The following is a 20,498-nucleotide window of genomic DNA, read 5'->3' as shown; positions in this document are numbered from 1 at the left end:
TCCTGCTAATAGTTTTCTTGAGCTTCTTGAATTTGAAGTTTAAGGTGATGAATAAATTTTTTTGCAGCAGCGGATAATTCTCTTCCTTTTGTGCTCATCCATCCGAAATATAATTCATCCCCTTGAATGTAATTACTGATGTCTAAGGTGATAATCTCACCGCTTCTTATTTGCGGATCGAATTTTATCATATGGTTTGTACCGATTCCAACTCCCAATCCTTCCACGATAGCGCGTTTAACCACATCATTGCTGTCTGTCGTGAACAGAACGTTCAATGGGCCATATTTAGTTGACAGGTCTTGAACTAGTCGCTTGACGTATTCGCTTTTAAATAATATAAGAGGGTATTTGATGAATTCTTCCGAGGTAATGGAATCATTGTACGACAAAGCTGTATTTTTTCCGACAAAGGCTTTTACTTTTCCATTGACCAATTTTTCAAAGATAAAGTGCTCATTAGCATGTAGGGTACTACTATTGATCGTAAGCAACCCAATATCCGTTTTATTTTGCTTCAGGTCTTCTAAGATATCAGATGACCCTTTTTCAATAATTTCAATATTCACATAAGGGTATTCACTTTTAAAAGCGGTCAATGTATTGAACAACAGCATCATCATGTTTGGAATAACCGAAACCTTCAAATCTCCTGTGATCTGTGTCTTATAGATTTTTGTTTCTTCTTCTAATTCCCGTAGTTTATACAAAATTTCGTATGATTTCTTAATAACTCTTTTTCCTTCTTCTGTAGGAAATGTGCCCATCCGGGAACGCTTGAAAATTTTGACTCCAAGTTCTTCTTCAAGTTTAGTGATTGATTGGCTGATGGCAGATTGGGAGACATGCAGATTCTCCGAGGCGATGGATACAGAATTTGTTTTGGCAACTTCAACAATATAGGTAAATTGTTCTATGTTCATTCATTCACTCACCCATCCCGTATATCATTTTCACTTAAGTATAGTTTAAAAATGTTAATTTTACATTATTATAACTGTTATTATAGTATAAATGTATAAAATATTTATTCAAATCAAAATAATTACTTATACTTATTAATCTTGTCAAAGAAATGAGGAGATCTAATGAAAAAAATATTAAATCAACCAGAAGAGGCAGTCAAAGAAATGATAGAAGGCTTTATCGCTGCTTTTGGTAACGATTACAAAAAAGTAGACGGGGTAAATGGGGTTGTCCTAAAAAATAAAAAGGACAAAGTAGGGATCGTCATCGGAGGAGGAAGCGGTCACGAACCATTATTCTTGGGCTATGTAGGAGAGGGTTTAGCCGATGGTGTGGCCATTGGAAATGTTTTTGCTGCTCCGACTCCCAACGCTGTGCATGAGGTAACGAAAGCCGTCGACGCAGGGCGAGGCGTTTTACATATTATTGTGAATTATTCGGGTGACGTTCTAAACTTTGAAATGGGTGCAGAATTAGCAGAAATGGAAGGCATCACTACGAAAACTGTTCGTGTTTGCGATGATGTGGTATCTGCCCCAGTAGAGAGAAAGGAAGACCGAAGAGGTATTGCAGGAGCTGTACTGGTTTATAAACTTGCGGGTGCTGCAGCAGAGCAAGGACTCCCATTGGATGAAGTGTCAAGGATTGCCCAAAAAGCAATCGATTCCATACGTTCTGTTGGAGTAGCCTTAACTCCCGGAACCCTTCCAAGCACAGGGCTTCCGACTTTTACCCTTGGTGACGATGAAATCGAGTTTGGCATGGGGATCCATGGGGAACCTGGAGTGCAACGAACGAAAGTTATGAAGGCAGATGATCTAACTGCAAAGATGATGGATTATATACTAGGCGATCTTCCTTTTCAAAAGGGCGATGAGGTTTGTGTTCTTGTTAATGGACTCGGCTCGACGACATTTATGGAATTCATGATTGTAAACCGGAAGGTGGCACATATTCTACAGGATCAAGGCATTACTATTTATAATACTCAGATGAATAATTATTGCACCACGCAGGAAATGGGGGGCATATCGATAACGCTAATGCGATTGGATGAGGAGCTGAAGAGATACTTTGATTCCCCGGCCTATTCCCCGTTTTATATGAAAAAAAGTAGATAGGAGCTGTTCATTATGTCCAAGGGTTTATCTCCAGATCAAACACGCGAAATGTTTCGATATGTTGGGGAAAAGATCATTGAAAGCAAACCGTTGCTTACGGAAATTGATAGGGCCATCGGAGATGGGGATCATGGAATAGGCATGTCTGTAGGCTTTACCGAGGCTCTATATAAACTGAATGAAAAAGATTGGACAAATGTGAATGACATTTTCAAGACAATCGGCATGGCCATGATTAGTTCGATGGGTGGAGCCTCAGGAGTGATTTTTGGAACGATGTTCGCAGGTGGAGTTAAACATTTGCCTCCCAAAGAAACTCTAAATTTAGAGACCTTGACTATGATTTTGGACCATTCTTTGAAATCGGTTAAAGAACGGGGAAAAGCCGAATTCGGCGATAAGACGATGATTGATGCCCTTGAACCGGCAGTCAAAGCATTGCAAGAATTCTCCAATGGCTCCAATAGCCTGTTAGGCGGGCTGATGGCTGCAGAAGAAAGCGCAAGAGTTGGAGTGGAAAATACGAAAAGCTATATATCAAAGTTTGGAAGAGCCAAATCGCTAGGAGAGCGATCGATTGGGCATCAAGATGCTGGAGCGACCTCAGTGTGGATCATATTGAAATCCATGCGTGAATGGGTTGAACAAGGAAACAATGAGATTAGCTGATATAAAACAAGGAGATGGAGAAATGATTGAAGCACCGCGATTAATTGATACAGATGTGCATAATTCCATGAATGATCAAAAGGAGCTGCTGCCGTTTTTGCCGAAGGTATGGCATCAGCAATTTATCGAGAGCGGTTTTGAACTAGGGGGAAAACCGTTTAGTCCTGTCGGGTTGACTAGAAAAGATGCAAATCCCGAAAACGGGGGAAGGCCGGCAAGCGATCCGCGCTATGTGCTTAAGCATCATATTGAGCCCAACGGGATTGATTATGCGATCTTGACTGGTACACCCTATATGAATTCTATTTCCCTTTGCTATGATCCGGACTATGGAAATGCTTTGGCATCAGCGCTTAATGACTGGATGGTAGAAAATTGGCTCCAAGTCAGTCCAAAATATAAAGGATCAATACATGTGAACTTTTCTGATCCGGCAGCTGCTGTAAAAGAAATTGAGCGGATGGCGAGTCATCCGGACATGGTTCAAATCATCATGTGCAGTGCTGCTAGAATCCCTTTTGGACAGAGGTACTACCATCCTATTTACGAGGCAGCGGAGCGACATGGATTGCCGGTAGCCGTTCACCCAGGAGCTGAAGGTTTAGGGCCCACTTATCCTCCAACTCCATCGGGATATCCCACGCGCTTTATGGAATGGGAAAATATTTTACCTCTTAATTTTATGGGACATGTTAATAGTTTAGTGTGCGAAGGAGTATTTGAAAAATTTCCGGATTTTAAGTTCGTTGCCATAGAAGGCGGGATTTCCTGGCTGCCGCATCTGATGTGGAGGATGGATAAAAATTATAAGGCTTTGCGCGATCAGGTGCCTTGGATGAGAAAGTTGCCTTCCGAATACATCAAGGAACACATTTATTTAACGACGCAGCCCATAGAGGAGCCGCCAAATCCGGAGTACTTAGTGCAAATTTTCAAAATGTGCGGAGCAGAAGACATTGTGATGTTTTCCTCAGACTATGCACACTGGGATAATGATAATCCCAAAATTGCGCTTTCTGCCTTCCCGAGGGACATGAGAGAAAAGATCGCTGCGAAAAATGCAATGAAACTTTATGGATTATATGAAAAAGTACCAGCAGGAGGTGAAGTGCGATGAATAAATATGCTGTTGCGAAAGTGTCGGACCTGCAGGAAACCGGCCGTCAAATTGTAGAAGTGCAGGGCCTGGAAATCGGGATATTTTTAGTGGATGGGGAATATTACGCTTGGAGAAATTTTTGCCCTCACGCTGCCGCTCCTGCCTGTGAAGGCGTCGTTTGCGGAACGCGACTGCCATCCATGGTCTATGAATATGAGTATGGACGGGATCAACAGATATTGCGCTGTCCATGGCATGGTTGGGAATTTGATTTGAAAACGGGAGAACATCTGGTTGATAAAAAGGTTAAGCTTAGGGGTTACCCGATTGAAAAGGATGGAGAAGATCTTTACGTGCTCCTGAACAGATAGAGGAAGAGGAGGGATCATGGGTGCATGAAGTTCCAAGATTAATCGATACGGATGTTCACAATGCGATGGCAGATTCTAAAGAACTGATTCCTTATCTGCCAAGAGTGTGGCATCAGCAATGGCTGGAAAGCGGCGTTGGGACGGAAAGATCGAAAGCGTTTACTCCGGTTGGCGTATATCGCAAAGATGCAAATCCGAAGGAAGGTGTTAAACCCGCAAGTGATCCTCACTTCCTGATTTCCCATCATATTGAGAGGTATGGGATTGATTACGCCATATTAACGGGCACCCCGGTAATGAACGCCATTTCCCTCTGTTACGATCCGGACTATGGGAATGCATTGGCATCCGCTCTGAATGATTGGACCATAGAAACTTGGCTAAAAGCGGATCCTCGTTATAAAGGATCGATTCATGTTAATTTTTCCGATCCTGAGGCAGCTGTGAAGGAAATTGACAGAATGGCAAGTCATCCGGATATGGTACAAATCATTATGTCCAGTGCCTCAAAGATACCCTTTGGACAAAGATTCTACCATCCCATATACGAAGCCGCTGAACGAAATGGATTGCCGGTTGCGGTACATCCCGGGAATGAAGGATTAGGACCAACACCTCCTCCAACTCCATCCGGATATCCAACGCGCTTTATGGAATGGGAAAATATTTTGCCTCTTAATTTTATGGGCCAAGTAAACAGTTTAGTATGTGAGGGTGTATTTGAGAAATTTCCGAAAATGAAATTCGTTGCAATTGAAGGAGGAATATCCTGGCTGCCGCATTTGATGTGGAGGATGGATAAGAACTACAAAGCGTTGCGAGACCAAGCGCCGTGGTTAAAAAGACTTCCTTCAGAATATATCAAGGATCATATATTATTGACTACGCAGCCGATAGAGGAACCGCCAAATCCCGAATATTTAGTGCAAATCATTAATATGGCTGGGGCAGAGGACTGCATTATGTTTTCTTCTGATTACCCCCATTGGGACAACGATAATCCACAAATGGCTCTTGCAGCATTCCCGAGAGACATAAAGAAAAAAATATTTGCTGAAAATGCAATAAACCTTTATGGATTAAAAGAAAAAGTGAATCAGGTTGTCCGCCATTCTAGCAAATAGTTAGCTGTAAGGAAGTGAAATGCAAAGTTTACTTTTATAATCACTTGGTAGATAATATTTTCCAGAAGTGTTTTTATCAAACTATTATGATTTTAATAGTAAATAAATAATATTGGGGGAAAATAATGAGGAAAAATCTTAGGTTATACATTTCCTGGATGTCCATACTGTCTTTCATTTTGTTAGCAGCTTGTTCATCAAGCACAGGAGGACCCGCTTCAAATAGCAATAACAGTTCGAATGCGACAAGTCAGGAAAAATTTAAGTTTTCGTATACCTCCGTTTTTCCTGCTGCAAAACACGATTATGAGGCCGCCTATTATATGATGGAGGAGTTCGTAAAGCAGGTTGAAGAAAAATCAAATGGCCGTATTACATTTGAAAAATCCTATAGCAATTCGTTGATTCCCCAGAATGAAGTGTTGGATGCACTAGCAGCAGGTACGGTAGATTTTGTACTGACTTCACCGGGATTTTATGGGGATATCGTAACTTCAGCTGGCTTTTCTACTCTTCCATTCTGGGCCCAATCGGACGAATTTGCTTTCCATATTCTGAAAGAAACAGAAATCGGTGATATCTTAGAAAAAGAAATTGAAGATTACGGAGCAAAAATCATGATGTGGGGACCGACAGGTGAATATGGATTCGTAAGTAATAAGCCTGTTAGGAAATTTGAGGATTTTAACGGATTTCTTATAAGAGCAGGCGGAGGCCTGTGGAATGCCTGGTATGAAAAAATGGGAGCTGCACCAGCCAATGTAAGTGTGGTAGAAAGCTACGAGGCGTTGCAGAGAGGTACGATTAATGCTACGGGAACACCCTATCATAATATCGAAACATTTAACTATCATGAAGTGGCCCCATATATGATTAGACCTGCCGTAAATGCCTCAACATATATGATTACTTACGGAAGCCAAAATGCTTGGAATAAACTTCCGGAAGATCTCCAGAAGATTGTCTCTGAAGTTGCAGCAGATATGGAACAGAAGTCTATCGAGGGTGCCAAAATCTTTAATGAGAATAACAATAAGATGGCTGAGAAATATAATGTTGAAATCATCACTTTACCAGAAGAAGAGGTAAAGAAGTGGAAGGTAAGCGGAGAAGCGGCTTGGGAGAAATTCGCAAGCATGAGTGAAAATAATAAGCGCATCATTGAGATTTTACGAGAAGAATTGAAAAAGGCTGGGCAGTAGTTAAAGCAAGGCAATCAATGTGGATATATGCGGGGGATAGAATAGATCCCCCTATATATTCTTTCGCTTTATTGTTTTATAGGAGATTACATTATGGACAAGCAATTATTTATGTTACGTATTTTCATGCTATCCGTTAACATTTGTTTCGTCAGTAAGCCCCGGGAGGATTCATATGAAAAAAATAGTTCGTATCTTAGGTACGGTTAACCAATTTATGGGTATCATAGGTGGCTTCGTTATATTTTTGCTAAGTTTTGTAGTTTTCTATGATATTATTGCACGTTATTTTTTTAATAGTCCTACAAAGTTTGCTTTCGATTTATCTACATGGTTAACGGGAATTGCCGCATTCCTAACGGGGGGATATATCTTGCTCCATAATGAGCACATCCGTGTTGATATTTTTTATGATCGCTATTCTGAAAGGCGAAAGAGTGTTATTGGAATTTTGACTGGTATTTTCACCTTATTCATAGCATTCGCCCTTGTTCGGTATGGGGGAGCTCGCGTGTTGCAATTCATGCAATCGGGTGCCGTAGCAAGTACTGGGTTAAATATCCCATTATGGATCAAGTGGAGCATACTCCCCATCGGAGGGGTATTCTTGGGTCTTCAGGCCGTTATTAACTTAATCAAAGACATTTACCACGCGAAGACGGGGAAACGATTGTGGGAGGAGGTAGAATAGTTGGACACTGGACTTTTAACTTTTATCATATTTGGGTCCCTAGTATTCTTCTTAATGCTGGGTGTTCCCGTAGGGTTTGCAATGGGAGGCATCTCCCTTGTGATCGGATTTCTGTTTTGGAACGGTGAGGCGAGTATCGTAGGTTTTATCCTCGGATCGTATGGAAAAGTGTTGGAATTTACTTTGACTGCACTACCCATGTACATCCTCATGGCAGGAATTTTGCGCTTCAGCGATTTAGCGGATGATTTGTACGAAGCTATTTATCGCTGGTTTGGAGGCATTAAGGGGGGGCTGGCGGCAGGCACAACGTTTATCGCTGCCATGTTTGGGGCCATGGTGGGCATAGCAACGGTAGCAACGGCTACTCTTGGTTTAACCGCTCGTCCTTCAATGATCAAAAGGGGTTACAATGATCAGCTGGCTTCCGGCGTGATCATGGCCGGAGGGGCACTTGGGATTCTTATACCTCCTAGTATTCTCATGATCATTTACGCCATGGAGTCCAATGTATCTGCGGGTAAACTATTTTTTGCAGGATTTATTCCGGGCATCCTAGCGGCTATCATTTTTATGGGCTATGCCATTATCATTAGCTATCTTAATCCGAAAATGGGACCATCCTTACCTAAAGAGGAAAGGTTTACCTGGAAAGAGAAATTTGATTCCCTTAAAGGAGTCATTTTGCCGCTGCTTATCATAGTATTTGTGTTACTGTCCATATTTAGCGGGCTCGCCACTCCTACGGAAGCTGCTGCAGTCGGCGTTGTAGGATCTTTAATATGTGCAGGAATCAAGCGCAAGCTGACATGGGCTAACCTTAAGGACATGGTTGTCATGACAGTGAAATTGAATAGTATGGTTTTTTGGCTGCTTATTGGAGCAGTAGCTTATGCCCGAGTTGTTTCCGCCACAGGGGTAGGGGCTTGGGTTGCCGAGTTAATCTCCGGTTTAGAGATGAATCGATGGGTTATTTTAATAGCCATTCAAGTGGTTTATTTCATACTAGGAATGTTCTTAGATCCTGGAGCGATTCTGCTCATTACGGCCCCTGTGTTTTTGCCATTGGTTAAAGATCTAGGGTTTGACCTGATTTGGTTTGGTATCTTATTTATTGTAAACGGCTGTATGGCTTATTTGACGCCGCCGTTTGGAATGAGTCTATTCGTCCTTAAGGGTGTTGCGCCAGATATTCAAATGCAAGAGCTTTATAGGGCTGTTATTCCATTTGTTTTCCTTTATATGATTGTAATTGCAATCATTATGATCTTCCCGGAAGTAGTCCTTTGGTTACCTAATTTGGTCATGAAGTAAAATGTATTTGCTGGGAACGGTTCGAAGTAATATTAGTATTGAAGAAGGAGGTTTTTTTCCTTCTTTTTTGTATTCTACTGTCAGAATTTATGACTTCGGTACACCATTAGGACACCACGAGAAAAACTTTTAGACGCCGAACTTAAGCTTAGCGTCAGCCAAGTTTTTTCTAGCAAACTGTTTACCTTTTTTGCTTCACGATAACCGAAAACTAGTTTTGTTTTCCTTCACCATGAACATATGATTCAAGCACATGAAATTCTATAATACGAATATAAGGAATTGATGAAAAATTTTTAGAATGAAGGTGGAAGAAGATGAAAGAGTGGATGATTGGTGTAGCGGGTGCTGGTACGATGGGGGGCGGCATTGCCCATCTTGCAGCGATGAAAGGATTTAAGGTCATTCTTTGGGATATGAACGATGATTTACTGAATAGATGCCTGGATCGTATGAACACTTTTATGGACAAGAGCATTCAAAGGGGCAAGATGACGGAAGAAGAGAAGCGTGAGACGCTAGAAAGAATTCAAACGACTACTGAGCTTGAATTGCTGGAGCCTGCTAATTTGGTTATCGAAGCCATTATTGAGGACTTAGGGGCTAAAAAAGAAATGTTCAGCCGATTGGATAAAATCCTAAAGCCTGATGCGATCATTGCGACAAACACTTCTTCTATGTCTATTACGGTCATTGCAGAAGCTACGAAAAGGCAAGATCGCGTGGCTGGTATGCACTTCTTTAATCCAGCGCAAATCATGAAACTGGTAGAAGTGGTAAGAGGGTTTAAGACGAGCGATGGAACGGTTTCGACCCTCATGCATATTTCAAGGGAGCTAGGCAAGGAAGCAATTGAAGTGAAGAAGGATTCTCCAGGCTTTATCGTTAATCGTATCATGACTCCGCAGTTCATTGAAGCGATCCGTTTGGTCGAAGAAGGGGTAGCAACTCCGGAGGATATTGATAAGGCTGTTAAGCTGGGTCTGAATTATCCAATGGGTCCATTTGAATTGCAGGATTTCGCAGGGGTAGATATCGGCCTTCATGTTATGGATTACTTCTATGAAGAATTTAAGGATGACCGCTTTGCTGCGCCATTGTCTCTTAAGCGATTGATCCAGGCGGGAAGATTGGGCAAAAAGACAGGAGCTGGCTGGTATGACTATAACAAGTAAAGAGAGGAATGAATTGATCATGGAAACTTTACAATATCGCGTAGAAAATCGAGTAGGGTATATTTATTTGAATCGTCCCCCATTTAATCCGCTAAACAAGAAATTATTTGTAGAGCTTTATGATTTGCTTGAACAAATCGAGGATGACGAAAATGTACGCGCGGTCATTTTGACTGGAAGCGGTGAACGCGCTTTCGCAGCGGGGGCCGATATCACGGAAATGAGCCAGCTGGATGCAGCCGGTGTTGCCAAAATGGGCGTAGCTTCCCGCAAAGCCTTTGAAAAACTGGAGCGATTATCCAAGCCGGTTATTGCAGCAGTCAACGGCTTAGCTTTAGGAGGAGGAACAGAGCTTGCTCTGGTATGTGACCTTCGCATCAGTTCGGATAAAGCCAAATTTGCTTTGCCAGAAGTAAATCTCGGCATTATTCCAGGGGGTGGCGGGACTCAGCGCCTGCAGAGACTAATCGGCCAATCCCGTGCCAAAGAAATGCTGTTCTTTGGGGACATGATTACAGCTGATCAAGCGTTAAATTATGGACTAGTCAATAAGGTGGTGCCTGCCGAAGAGTTGATCGGATGTGCAACGGAATGGGCGCTGAAGCTGACGGAGAAAGCTCCGGTAGCAATGCAAATGATCAAAACTTCCGTGAATGGCGGGGCACAAGTGGATTTGGCTACGGCTTTGGATCTGGAAACGGCATGCTTTGGAAACGCCTTTGCCAGTGAAGATCGGGTGGAAGGCATGACAGCTTTCGCTGAAAAGAGAAAAGCGAATTTTGTGGGGAGATGATTTGACATGCTTCGAAAGGACATCGTGATTGTGGAAGGAGCGAGAACTCCGTTCGCGGAGTTCTGCGGATCCTTCAGGGACATAACGGCAATAGATTTAGGCGCCATTGCTGCAAAGGGCGCGATTCAAAAAGCTAACGTAGATCCGGAAGAGATTGATCAAGTCGTGTTTGGCAATGTTCAGCAATCTAGCGTGAATGCCCATATACTGGCCCGCCATGTTGCTTTGAAGGCTAATCTGCCCATCCATGTTCCGGCTGTGACCGTCAACAGGCTGTGCGGAACGGGGGTGGAAGCGATTATTCAGGCCGCGCGATTGGTCATGACAGGCGAAGCCAAAATGACCCTCGCTGGCGGAACGGAAAATATGAGCCAGACCCCGCATGTCATCCGCGGCATGCGTTGGGGTAGTCCGTTAGGAGGTCCCGTCATAGAGGATTGGGTATGGGATGGGCTTTATGATACGGTTGGCGATTGCACAATGGCAGATACAGCTGAAAACCTAGCGATAAAATATGAACTTTCACGGGAGGAAATCGATTGCCACGCCTTGCGCAGTCACCAACTGGCTTTGGCAGCGATGGAAAAAGGATATTTCAAGGAGGAAATTGTACCCGTTGCGGTGAAAGATAGAAAAGGAGAAAAGATCGTTGATACCGACGAGCATCCCCGTGATACAAGCATGGAAAAACTGGGGAAGTTAAAGCCCCGTTTTAGGGAAAATGGGGTCGTAACGCCTGGCAACGCCAGCGGAATGGTGGATGGGGCTGCCGCTGTGATCATCACTTCTGAAGAATACGCCGCCCGAAGAGGCCTAAAGCCGATTGCTCGGCTGGTTTCCTGGGGAGTAGTCGGAGTCGAGCCCAAATATATGGGAATTGGTCCCGCGCCGGCCATTCGACAGGCTTTGGAAAGCGCTGACATGAAGATCGAGGACATTGACCTGATCGAAATCAATGAAGCCTTTGCCGCCCAATATCTAGCCTGCCAAAAGGAATTAGGCTTTGATCCGGAGATTGGAAATGTGAATGGCGGGGCTGTTGCGATCGGACATCCCCTAGCTGCTTCGGGTACAAGAATTACCCATTCTCTGATTAAAGAACTGGGCCGCAGAAGGAAGAAATATGGGGTTTCCTCTGTGTGTATCGGCGGAGGACAAGGAATTGCCACTATCTGGGAAAGATTGTAATCCAAAGGAGTCAACTTTTTATGCAGAAAGAGTTAGAATTCTTGTCGGTTCCACAATTGCTGGAAAAGGTTTTTCTTAACAATCCGGACAAAGAAGCCATTTACGATCGAACGCGAAGAATGAACTATCGGGAGCTATGGCAAGAGAGCGATCAGCTGGCCGCCGCATTGTCTGCATGGGGAATTCAAAAAGGGGATCGGGTAGGGGTTTGCTTGCCTAATTGGCATGAGACGGTGGTGCTCTATTTTGCGCTAGGCAAAATTGGGGCCATCCTCGTACCCTTCAATCCCAAGTACCGGATTCATGAGGTGCAGCATATCATTCAAAATTCGGGTGTGAATTCTCTATTCATCAGTGGGGAATTTGACCAGCAGATGTTGGATGTCATTGCCCCTATGGTTCAGAATATTGCGACCGTGAGGTTTAAGCGGGAAGAGTTTATCGCTTATACAGAGTTACTGGCAAGAGGAGAGGCAGAACTGCTCCCCCTTGTGGATATAGAACCTTCTGAGGATGTCTATTGCATCTTGTACACATCCGGAACAACGGGTTCGCCAAAAGGAGCCATGCTGACGCATCGAGCGTTAACTCTATCCGGGATTGGCGTTTCCGGAAGCATCAAAGGACATTCCGATGATGTCTATTTGGTGCCAGCTCCCTTATTCCACATCTTTGGGATGGGGCCAAATCTTATGGGAGCGGTTTCTACCCAAGCCAGGATGGTTTTAATGGATAAGTACAGACCCCAAGAAGCGCTGGAATTGATCCAGCAAGAAAAAGTAACCGTTTATCACGCGGTTCCAGCGATGTATATCATGGAGCTCAATCATCCTGACTTTGCATGCTACGACTTGTCTACACTTCGGGCAGGCATGACCGGTGGAGCCCCTTGTCCAGCAGAGACCATTAGAGCCGTTCGTGAAAGAATGAAGATGGAGATTAGCGTCTCGTATGGCTTATCGGAAGCAGGGTCCGTCACCATGACTGAATACGGTGACGAATTCAGTAATATTTTAGAAACAATTGGGAAAGCGCTTCCGGGAGTAGAATTGCAAATCGTGGATGATGCGAGGGTTCCTCTTCCACTAGGACAAGTCGGCGAAATTGCTTGCCGGGGCTTTGCGGTCATGAAAGGCTACTACCAAGCGCCTGAGCAGACGAAACAGGTGTTGGACCAGGAAGGATGGTTTTATACTGGTGATTTGGGCTCCATGGACGCCAAAGGATACATCCGGTTTATCGGACGCAAGAAAGAATTGATCATTCGTGGGGGGTATAATATATACCCGCGGGAAATTGAAGAAATTCTCTACCAAAACGACAAGATTATGGAGGCCGCCGTGATCGGGCTGCCAGATCCCGTCATGGGCGAAAGTGTCTGTGCCGTAATTCGGCTAAAAGATGATGCCGATTCTTCTAGTGATGAACTCAAGGATTATATCAAGCAATACGTCGCAGATTACAAGCTTCCTAATCAATTTATTTTTGTGAAGGAATTTCCTGTGACAGCAAGCGGGAAAATCCAGAAGCTGAAAATAAGGGAACAGTTAATTGAACAAATGAGTGTATAAGGATAAAGAAAATGAGAGGGTTGAGTCTAGTATAGGCTTAACTCTTTTCTATGATCAGAGTTATTTAATAGTCACTAATGAACGAAAAAACTCAGCCCTTTCCTACACTGTGTATATATAATATTTTGAATTTTTAACCTATACTTACATTAAATAGTGAGGGAGGTCATCATTCGTGTCTATCAAACTGGAATTTCTGATGGAGGCAGTTGTAGAAATTGGAGAACCCCTTGTAGTCGGGGAGACAGCTAGAGGTTTTCGGCGTGTCATTCCAATCACAGGAGGTACGTTCGAAGGTCCAAGACTGAAAGGGAAGATCATTCCGGGCGGGGCAGACTGGCAAGTGATTCGGCCTGATGGGGTAACAGAACTGGAAGCGCGGTATACCGTCCAAACGGAGGATGGAGAGTTGATTTCTATTGTCAATAAGGGATTGCGCCACGGACCAGAAGAAGTGATGCAAAAGCTGCTCCAAGGGCTTTACGTTGACCCCGATGAATATTACTTCAAAACCGTACCTGTGTTTGAAGTGAGCGGAGATCGCTATGCGTGGTTAAACAGGAAGATATTCGTAGGCAGGGGAATTCGGAATCCGTCTACCGTACATATCGAGATTTTTGAAGTAGTGTAAGGACTATAACAAGGCAAAGAAGAGGTGCTTTAACTTGCGTACTCAAGTCAATCAAATTATCGATCCTTCAAAGTTTAATCGCTTTCATTTCTCGTTGATCTTTTGGTGTTTTCTTATCCTTGTTTTCGATGGGTATGATGTTGTCATCTATGGTGCTACAGTTCCTCTTCTAATTGAGGAATGGTCGCTTTCTCCGGTTACGGCAGGAGCAATCGGCAGCTACACGGTTGTTGGCACGGCTCTCGGTGCCATCATTTTCGGACTTGCAGCGGATAAAATAGGGAGAAAGAGAATCATTTTACTGTGTACTGTAATGTTCAGCCTTTTTACGTGTCTATCGGGGCTGGCCAACGGTCCAGTCATGTTTACGATTTGTCGGGTCATTGCCGGTATGGGACTTGGCGGCGTTATGCCAAACGTCATTGCATTGGCTGCTGACTATTCTCCAAAATCGATTCGGAATGCTGTCATTGCTTTTATTTTCTGTGGCTATTCCGTAGGAGCCATCCTTTGTTCTTTGTTAAGCAAGAGCTTAGTCCTTACCGTGGGATGGAAGCCCGTCTATTTATTAGCGGGGCTGCCTTTATTCTTGATTCCTTTGATGATCAAGATGCTTCCTGAATCAACTACGTCTCTCCTAATCAAAGGGAAGGATGAGGAATTGAAAAAGCTATTAGGCAAGGCAAATCCTGAATACCGTCCAAGTAAAGGGGAAGTTTTTGAGAAAGGCGAGGTTCAACAAGCCGGTTCACCTGTGATGAAGCTGTTTGAAAACGGTCGAGGCTTTAGTACAGTAATGTTCTGGATAGGGATTTTTTCCTCCTTTGTCTTAATTTACGCAATGAATACATGGCTTCCCAAACTAATGGTGCAAGCCGGGTACGACCTGGGCTCTAGCTTGATGTTTATGGTTGTGATGAATGTAGGCGCTATTTTTGGAGCGGTAACGCTTGGGAAGCTGACGGATATGTGGGGGTTCAAGAAAGTTCTCGTGCCCCTGTATGCAGTAGGGGCTCTAGCGATCTCCTTTCTTGGATTTAAAGGAAATATTATCCTCTTATACGGTTTGATTTTTATTGTGGGAGCGGCGACGGTAGGAGCGCAAAATATTGTAAATGCTTTTGTCTCTCAATACTACCCTGCATATATACGTTCCACGGGATTGGGCGTTTCCATGGGATTTGGACGGATTGGCGGTATCGTAGCCCCCATTTTAGTAGGATTTCTGCTTTCTATGAATTTTCCCGTACAATGGAACTTCTTGGTCATTTCCATTGCTGCTGTAATGGCTGGGATTGCCAATGCTCTAATTCAGGAAAAGTATGCTGAATATAATAAAGAAAATCAGAGTATTGAGGTAACGAAAGAAGAGTATGGGGATTCACGAAAAGTAATGTAAATGAAGTAGAGGCTGTCCCGAAAGGTCGGTAAAACCGACCTAGGAGTCAGCCTTTTCTTTTTATCCATTATGGGCAATGCAAAGAAAAAGGAATAGACCACTGACAACAAGGGTCTATTCCTTTGTGTATTTATTTGGTTTTCACAATAAGTGGACCTTTAATTACGTCCATTACTTTTGATGCGGGGAGACCATGCTCGATAAGCTGGACCATTACCTTCATGTAGGGGTGGATATGGCGAAAATACTTTTTATATCCTTTACAAAGGTAATTCAGTCCGGGCTCGCCCTCACCGGATAGCGTAAAACGGCGCTTCGGACATTCCCCATGACAGGCAAACCGAACTTCGCACCTTTGGCATTCCAAGGGCAAATCGAGGGCTTTACTTGCTCCGAAACCGATCTGCTGGTCAGACATCATCAGCTCATGGGGATTATCATGAAGGATATTCCCCAGCTTATGCTGAGGGTAGACATAATGGTCGCAGGAATAGATATCCCCGTTGTGCTCCATGACTACAGCTTGTCCGCATCGCTCAGAAAAAATGCAAATCGTGGACGGCAGACCGAGCCAAGAGGTTAAGGCCCATTCAAAATTCATGACGTGAACCGTGCCGACATCCTGCTTGACCCATTCATCGAAGATTTGGTTGAGATAATCCCCATAGGCTTCGGGTTCTACTGACCAAGCAGTGACTTCCTGCTGCACATCCTGCTGTTTGGGAGAAGAGGGAGCCGCATGGCGCAGCCCCAAATCTGCGGCGATCCGGTCGGGAGCTCTCTCCACAATCGGGATAAACTGAATAAACCGTATGCCTTGCTCTTTGAAAAACCGGTAAACTTCCAATGGATGCTGTGAGGACTCCCGTGTGACGCAGGCGAGGATATTATACTCTACACCAAACGCCTGCAATAACTTAAGCGCTCGCATCACTCGATGAAAAGTGGGTTTCTTTCCCCGGTCAACCCTATAACGGTCATGGATGAATTCGGGGCCATCCAAGCTTAAGCCAACCATGAAGCGATTCTCTGCGAGAAATGCGCACCATTCTTCATCCAGCAGAGTACCATTGGTTTGCAAGGAATTCTCGATCCGTTTTCCGCCTGCATATTTCCTTTGGAACTGAACGACCTTTCGATAGAAATCAAGACCAATCAAAGTGGGCTCGCCGCCTTGCCAAACGAAGGATACTTCCGGCGACGTTTGCGTCTCGATGTATTTTTGGATAAACGCTTCCAGCACTTCGTCCGACATGCGGTACGTGGGATTGCGCGAGAAAAGCGCTTCCTTTTCGGTATAAAAGCAATAATCACAATCTAGGTTGCATATGGGCCCTGTAGGCTTGGCCAGCATATGGAATCCCTGCGGCGCGGATTTTTCTGTCATAAGCTCTTCTCCTATTAATTCGCTTGTTTGTCTAGCTGATCATTTTTCAAATCAAACTCAATTTTATAGATTTTACCGCCGAACTCATTGCCTGCATAATCCGGGCTTACGGGGTGCAGCAAATCTCTTCCAACATCTAGACCTTCCTCGGTAATGGTGGAAGCAAATGTTTTGGGCATATCGACTTTCCCTACTTTTTTATCGTTAATAAATAAGGATCCTATCCCTCGATTTGGGCCCGTTTTTTGGAATTCAAAGCGGAGGGTGGATTCGCCAGCCGGAACCTCACTTTCGGAAACGGCTTTGTAAACCTTGCCGATGTAATTGTATTCATAGACAAGCCGGTTTTCTTTCAGGTACAAAGTATAGCCGCTGATATGATCTCCATGGGCGACAAGGACACCGTCCGTCTTCTCATCAGGGCGATTTACCTTGGCTGTAATCGTGTAGGAACGATTTTGCAATTTCGGCGCGGCATAGGTTCCAAGGTGTTCCATCTCCTGGTAATAGGTAAAGTGATTTCGATTATTGACTGCATTAGGGTTGAGGTAGGATCTTGCTTTTTTGCGATCGAATTCAAAAGGCAATGCGCCGTATTTTTCCGCCTCGGACCACCATAATTGCTGCAGTTCGTTAAGCTTGTCCGGATACGTTTTAGCCAAATCATTTACCTCTGTAAAATCAATGTCCGATTGATAAAGCTCCCATTGATCATTTTCGAATGGTTCACCTGGCTTGTGTAGCGTAACCGCTTTCCATCCATCATGCATGATGGCCCGATTTTCATTAATCGAATAGTACTGTGTTGTCTTTTTGGTTGGCGCTTCGGGATCGGCAAAGGTATAGGCCATGCTGATGCCGTGAACAGGCATCTGCTTGATCCCTTTGTAAATGTCAGGTGCCTGTATTCCCAGAAGCTCGTACGCTGTAGGGGTGACATCAGTGACATGGTGATACTGGGTTCGAATGGCTCCTTTGTCTTTGATTCCGTCCGGCCAGTGGACGATGAATGGAACTTGGGTCCCGCCATTATGCACCGTTGTTTTATATTGCTTAAATGGGGTGCTGCCAACCTGGGCCCAACCTAGCGGATACGCGGCGCGGACATCAGGACCGCCGATTTTATCGGTAATGGGGATAAGGTCCTTCACATCTACCGGAAAGGCATTAAGGTAATTGATGAAGGAGGTCGAGCCATTCGGGCTTTCCATGCTGGCACCGTTGTCCGACATGAGGACAATCAGGGTGTTGTCCAGTTCGCCGATTTCTTCTAAGTGGGAGACGAAACGACCGATTTGCTCATCCGTATGTGTAACGAAGCCGGCATAGGCTTCCTGGAAACGCACGTAGGTTCGCTTTTCGTCAGTGCTCAAGGAATCCCAGGCTTTTACGCGGGGATCGCTGGCGGGGAGCTTGGCATCCGACGGGATGATCCCCAGTTCCTTCTGGCGTTCAAAGCGTTCTTCCCTGATTTTATCCCAGCCTTTGTCATAAGCCCCTTTATACATATCGATATACTTCTGCGGAACCTGAATGGGGGAGTGGGTAGCCCCGGGCCCAAGATAAAGCAAAAAGGGCTTATCGGGCGTAATCGATACTTGATCCGTTATAAATTGATTGGCATGATCGATAAAATCCTCGGTCACGTGATAATTTTCCTTTTCCGGAACATCCACCATATGGTTGTCATAGACAAGCTCTGGAGCAAACTGGTCGGTATGGCTTTCCAAAAAACCGTAAAAGCGTTCAAACCCTTTTCCTAATGGCCAATTATGGAATGGTCCGGCAGGAGTGATTTCATGCAAAGGTGCCGCATGCCATTTGGTGACAGCAAAGGTGCTGTATCCGTTTTCTTTTAGAACTTCAGCAATGGTTGCCGCTTCCGGTTTGATGCGTCCTTGAGTATGGCTGTCCGGACCCAGATCAAAATTGGCTACGGTACCCATTCCGACCGAATGGTGATTTCTCCCTGTCAGCAGGGAAGCGCGCGTTGGAGAGCACATTGGATTGGCGTGGAAGTTATTATAGCGCAGTCCATTGGCTGCCAGTTTATCGATGTTAGGGGTTTTGATCTCCGAACCGTAGCTTCCCAAATCCGAAAAACCCATATCATCAAGCAAGATATAGACAATATTGGGGTTTTCTTTTTTTTCTCCGCTGCTATTATTGATTTCCACCTTTTTGGGTTGAATCAGAGAGTTGGTCTCCGGGTTAGCCCAAGCGGATGTCATATTGGTCGTAGCCGCTAGCATTGATCCAACTGCTGTCATTTTCAGCAAAGAAGACATTTTCCTTTTCAAGCTTCCATCCATTTTACATCTTCCTCCCTTTTTGTCCATTTTGGTTAAAATTAAAAACAAGAGAATACTATGTAGTAAGCTTATCCCTCCTACGTTTTATCCAATTTGGTTATAATACTTTGTATAGAATATAGTTTTTTTTCAGTAAATTCAATCCCCATAGTGGACTAAATGAAAATAAATTTTAATCCACTATGGCCATATAAACTGGGATTTAATGATTATTGCGTTTGGGATGGAGACAAGAGTCCCCTATGAGATAAGCGCTACCCACAACTGCCGCCCCCTCTTTGAGCGTTCCTTGCGTGAATTTGACGCTTTGGCTCCTTGGTTCAAGGTAATGGGAAGCAACTTCAACGACCTTTTCAAAAAAGCCAGGGTATCCATGGATCAGCGGTCCTCCAAGAATGACGAGCTCTGAATGCAGAGTATTGATTAAATTGGCAATGCCGATTCCATAATAATAAGCGGATTCCAGTACCGCTTCATGCACAAGAGGCTGTTCTCGCTTTAACAAGCAAATGACTTCTTCGGTGGATACGCGATCCCAATCCTTCTCTCGCCAATCTATATCCTGATGCTGTTCCTCCACGGCATTTAAAATAGAAAACAAAGAGACATAGGAAAGCAAACAGCCCCGTTTCCCACAAAGGCATGCACGCCCATGGGGATCAATGATGATATGGCCGCTTCGCGTGGTGTTTCCTGTGCGGCTAACCAAATCCCCATTGACGAGCGCAGCGACTCCCAGTCCCCAGCTATTGATGGCATAGAGAATGTTATGATTGGGCATTTTCCCATGTTTATATTCTCCTATGAGAGCGGCATTGGCCCAATTTTCGAGCAGAATCTTCACCGGGAAAAAGTCCGTGAGCACATCCACAATCGGTATGTTGGCCCAACCCGTTGCAAAGAAAGGCTCAGGATCGACAATGATGCCTTTTTGCTTATCGAGCGGACCAATGGCTCCAATCCCGATACCCAATAGCTCGTCTACACTGAATCTGTACTTTTCCATAAGGGATTGAATCATTTTAATGATTTTCGGCAGTACGACAACAGAAGTTTGATCCTTTGTCATATTAAAGGACTGGTATTCAATGCGATGGAAAAGAAGGTCAAACAGAGCCACTTCCGTTTTCATGCGGGATATGGTGACAGATACAATGTAGCTGCATCGGGGTTCAATATGGTAGAGAACAGGGGGTCTACCTACATAGGATTCCCCTGTCCCGCTTTCTCTAATAAAACCATGACCCAATAATTCATCTATCATACGGGCTAAGGTCGTTTGCTTGTGTTGGGTAATTTTGAGGAGCTGGGCTTTGTGAATGGGACCATGCTCATAAATGAATTGATAGAGTTCTCTCAAACTGCGATTCTTAGGTGAAGTATCCTCAATAAAAGATTTAAACATGGCAACCTCCCCCATATGTACTATTATAACTTTACCACAAATTGTGGAAGAGCGTTCTTCCGGCTGTACTATAAGCGCCA

The 20,498-nt window shown here is 44.2% G+C and carries 18 protein-coding genes; 14 read left to right on the top strand and 4 right to left on the bottom strand.

The features are described from left to right. Positions 1-5: 5 nt before the first annotated feature. Positions 6-923, bottom strand: a complete 918-nt coding sequence (locus ABLT31_RS17060; RefSeq protein ID WP_367753739.1) for a LysR family transcriptional regulator — start codon at positions 921-923, stop codon at positions 6-8. Between the two features lie 165 nt (positions 924-1,088). On the opposite strand from ABLT31_RS17060, the gene ABLT31_RS17055 reads away from it, so the two are divergent. From ABLT31_RS17055 to ABLT31_RS16990, 14 genes are all read left to right on the top strand, one after another. Further along, positions 1,089-2,087 (top strand): dihydroxyacetone kinase subunit DhaK, encoded by a 999-nt coding sequence (locus tag ABLT31_RS17055; RefSeq protein WP_367753737.1) that lies wholly within the window; start codon positions 1,089-1,091, stop codon positions 2,085-2,087. A gap of 12 nt (positions 2,088-2,099) precedes the next feature. Continuing rightward, a complete protein-coding gene (gene dhaL, locus ABLT31_RS17050) occupies positions 2,100-2,756 on the top strand; it encodes a dihydroxyacetone kinase subunit DhaL (protein WP_367753734.1) in 657 nt (218 codons plus the stop codon). 22 nt (positions 2,757-2,778) lie between these two features. Continuing rightward, complete coding sequence (locus tag ABLT31_RS17045; protein WP_367753732.1) at positions 2,779-3,873, top strand: amidohydrolase family protein; 1,095 nt, start codon at positions 2,779-2,781, stop codon at positions 3,871-3,873. Continuing rightward, positions 3,870-4,226: a Rieske (2Fe-2S) protein gene (locus ABLT31_RS17040; protein WP_367753730.1), complete on the top strand. Its 357-nt coding sequence runs from the start codon at positions 3,870-3,872 to the stop codon at positions 4,224-4,226. The genes ABLT31_RS17045 and ABLT31_RS17040 overlap by 4 nt, the downstream gene beginning before the upstream one ends. Positions 4,227-4,246: 20 nt before the next feature. After that, on the top strand, positions 4,247-5,350 hold the full coding sequence (locus ABLT31_RS17035) for an amidohydrolase family protein (RefSeq protein WP_367753728.1): 1,104 nt from the start codon (positions 4,247-4,249) through the stop codon (positions 5,348-5,350). A gap of 125 nt (positions 5,351-5,475) precedes the next feature. Then, positions 5,476-6,552, top strand: a complete 1,077-nt coding sequence (locus ABLT31_RS17030; RefSeq protein WP_367753726.1) for a TRAP transporter substrate-binding protein — start codon at positions 5,476-5,478, stop codon at positions 6,550-6,552. A 175-nt stretch (positions 6,553-6,727) separates the two neighbouring features. Continuing rightward, the gene (locus ABLT31_RS17025; RefSeq protein WP_367753724.1) at positions 6,728-7,243 is read left to right on the top strand and encodes a TRAP transporter small permease subunit; all 516 of its coding nucleotides are present in this window, start codon (positions 6,728-6,730) and stop codon (positions 7,241-7,243) included. Then, a complete protein-coding gene (locus ABLT31_RS17020) occupies positions 7,244-8,557 on the top strand; it encodes a TRAP transporter large permease (RefSeq protein ID WP_367753722.1) in 1,314 nt (437 codons plus the stop codon). It begins immediately after the preceding gene. 317 nt (positions 8,558-8,874) lie between these two features. Then, positions 8,875-9,732: a 3-hydroxyacyl-CoA dehydrogenase family protein gene (locus tag ABLT31_RS17015; protein WP_367753720.1), complete on the top strand. Its 858-nt coding sequence runs from the start codon at positions 8,875-8,877 to the stop codon at positions 9,730-9,732. Positions 9,733-9,745: 13 nt separating this feature from the next. Continuing rightward, entirely contained in the window at positions 9,746-10,525 is a 780-nt protein-coding gene (locus tag ABLT31_RS17010) for an enoyl-CoA hydratase/isomerase family protein (RefSeq protein ID WP_462976510.1), read from the top strand. Between the two features lie 6 nt (positions 10,526-10,531). Further along, the gene (locus ABLT31_RS17005) at positions 10,532-11,713 is read left to right on the top strand and encodes an acetyl-CoA C-acetyltransferase (RefSeq protein WP_367753715.1); all 1,182 of its coding nucleotides are present in this window, start codon (positions 10,532-10,534) and stop codon (positions 11,711-11,713) included. 20 nt (positions 11,714-11,733) lie between these two features. After that, positions 11,734-13,284: a class I adenylate-forming enzyme family protein gene (locus ABLT31_RS17000; RefSeq protein ID WP_367753713.1), complete on the top strand. Its 1,551-nt coding sequence runs from the start codon at positions 11,734-11,736 to the stop codon at positions 13,282-13,284. 175 nt (positions 13,285-13,459) lie between these two features. Next, positions 13,460-13,915, top strand: a complete 456-nt coding sequence (locus ABLT31_RS16995) for a DUF3237 domain-containing protein (protein ID WP_367753711.1) — start codon at positions 13,460-13,462, stop codon at positions 13,913-13,915. 34 nt (positions 13,916-13,949) lie between these two features. After that, a complete protein-coding gene (locus ABLT31_RS16990; RefSeq protein WP_367753709.1) occupies positions 13,950-15,314 on the top strand; it encodes an MFS transporter in 1,365 nt (454 codons plus the stop codon). A gap of 130 nt (positions 15,315-15,444) precedes the next feature. On the opposite strand, the gene ABLT31_RS16985 is transcribed toward ABLT31_RS16990, so the two are convergent. The 3 genes from ABLT31_RS16985 to ABLT31_RS16975 all read right to left on the bottom strand — a co-directional run bounded on the left by ABLT31_RS16985 (position 15,445) and on the right by ABLT31_RS16975 (position 20,418). After that, positions 15,445-16,701: an anaerobic sulfatase maturase gene (locus tag ABLT31_RS16985; RefSeq protein ID WP_367753707.1), complete on the bottom strand. Its 1,257-nt coding sequence runs from the start codon at positions 16,699-16,701 to the stop codon at positions 15,445-15,447. A gap of 14 nt (positions 16,702-16,715) precedes the next feature. Continuing rightward, positions 16,716-19,013, bottom strand: coding sequence for an arylsulfatase (locus ABLT31_RS16980; RefSeq protein ID WP_367753705.1), 2,298 nt, complete (start codon positions 19,011-19,013; stop codon positions 16,716-16,718). Between the two features lie 202 nt (positions 19,014-19,215). After that, positions 19,216-20,418 carry an ROK family transcriptional regulator gene (locus tag ABLT31_RS16975; protein ID WP_367753703.1) on the bottom strand — a complete coding sequence of 401 codons (1,203 nt, stop codon included), beginning with the start codon at positions 20,416-20,418 and terminating at the stop codon, positions 19,216-19,218. Positions 20,419-20,498 lie beyond the last annotated feature (80 nt).

Source organism: Ammoniphilus soli (assembly GCF_040813775.1).
This window is presented reverse-complemented; position numbering and strand designations above follow the sequence as displayed.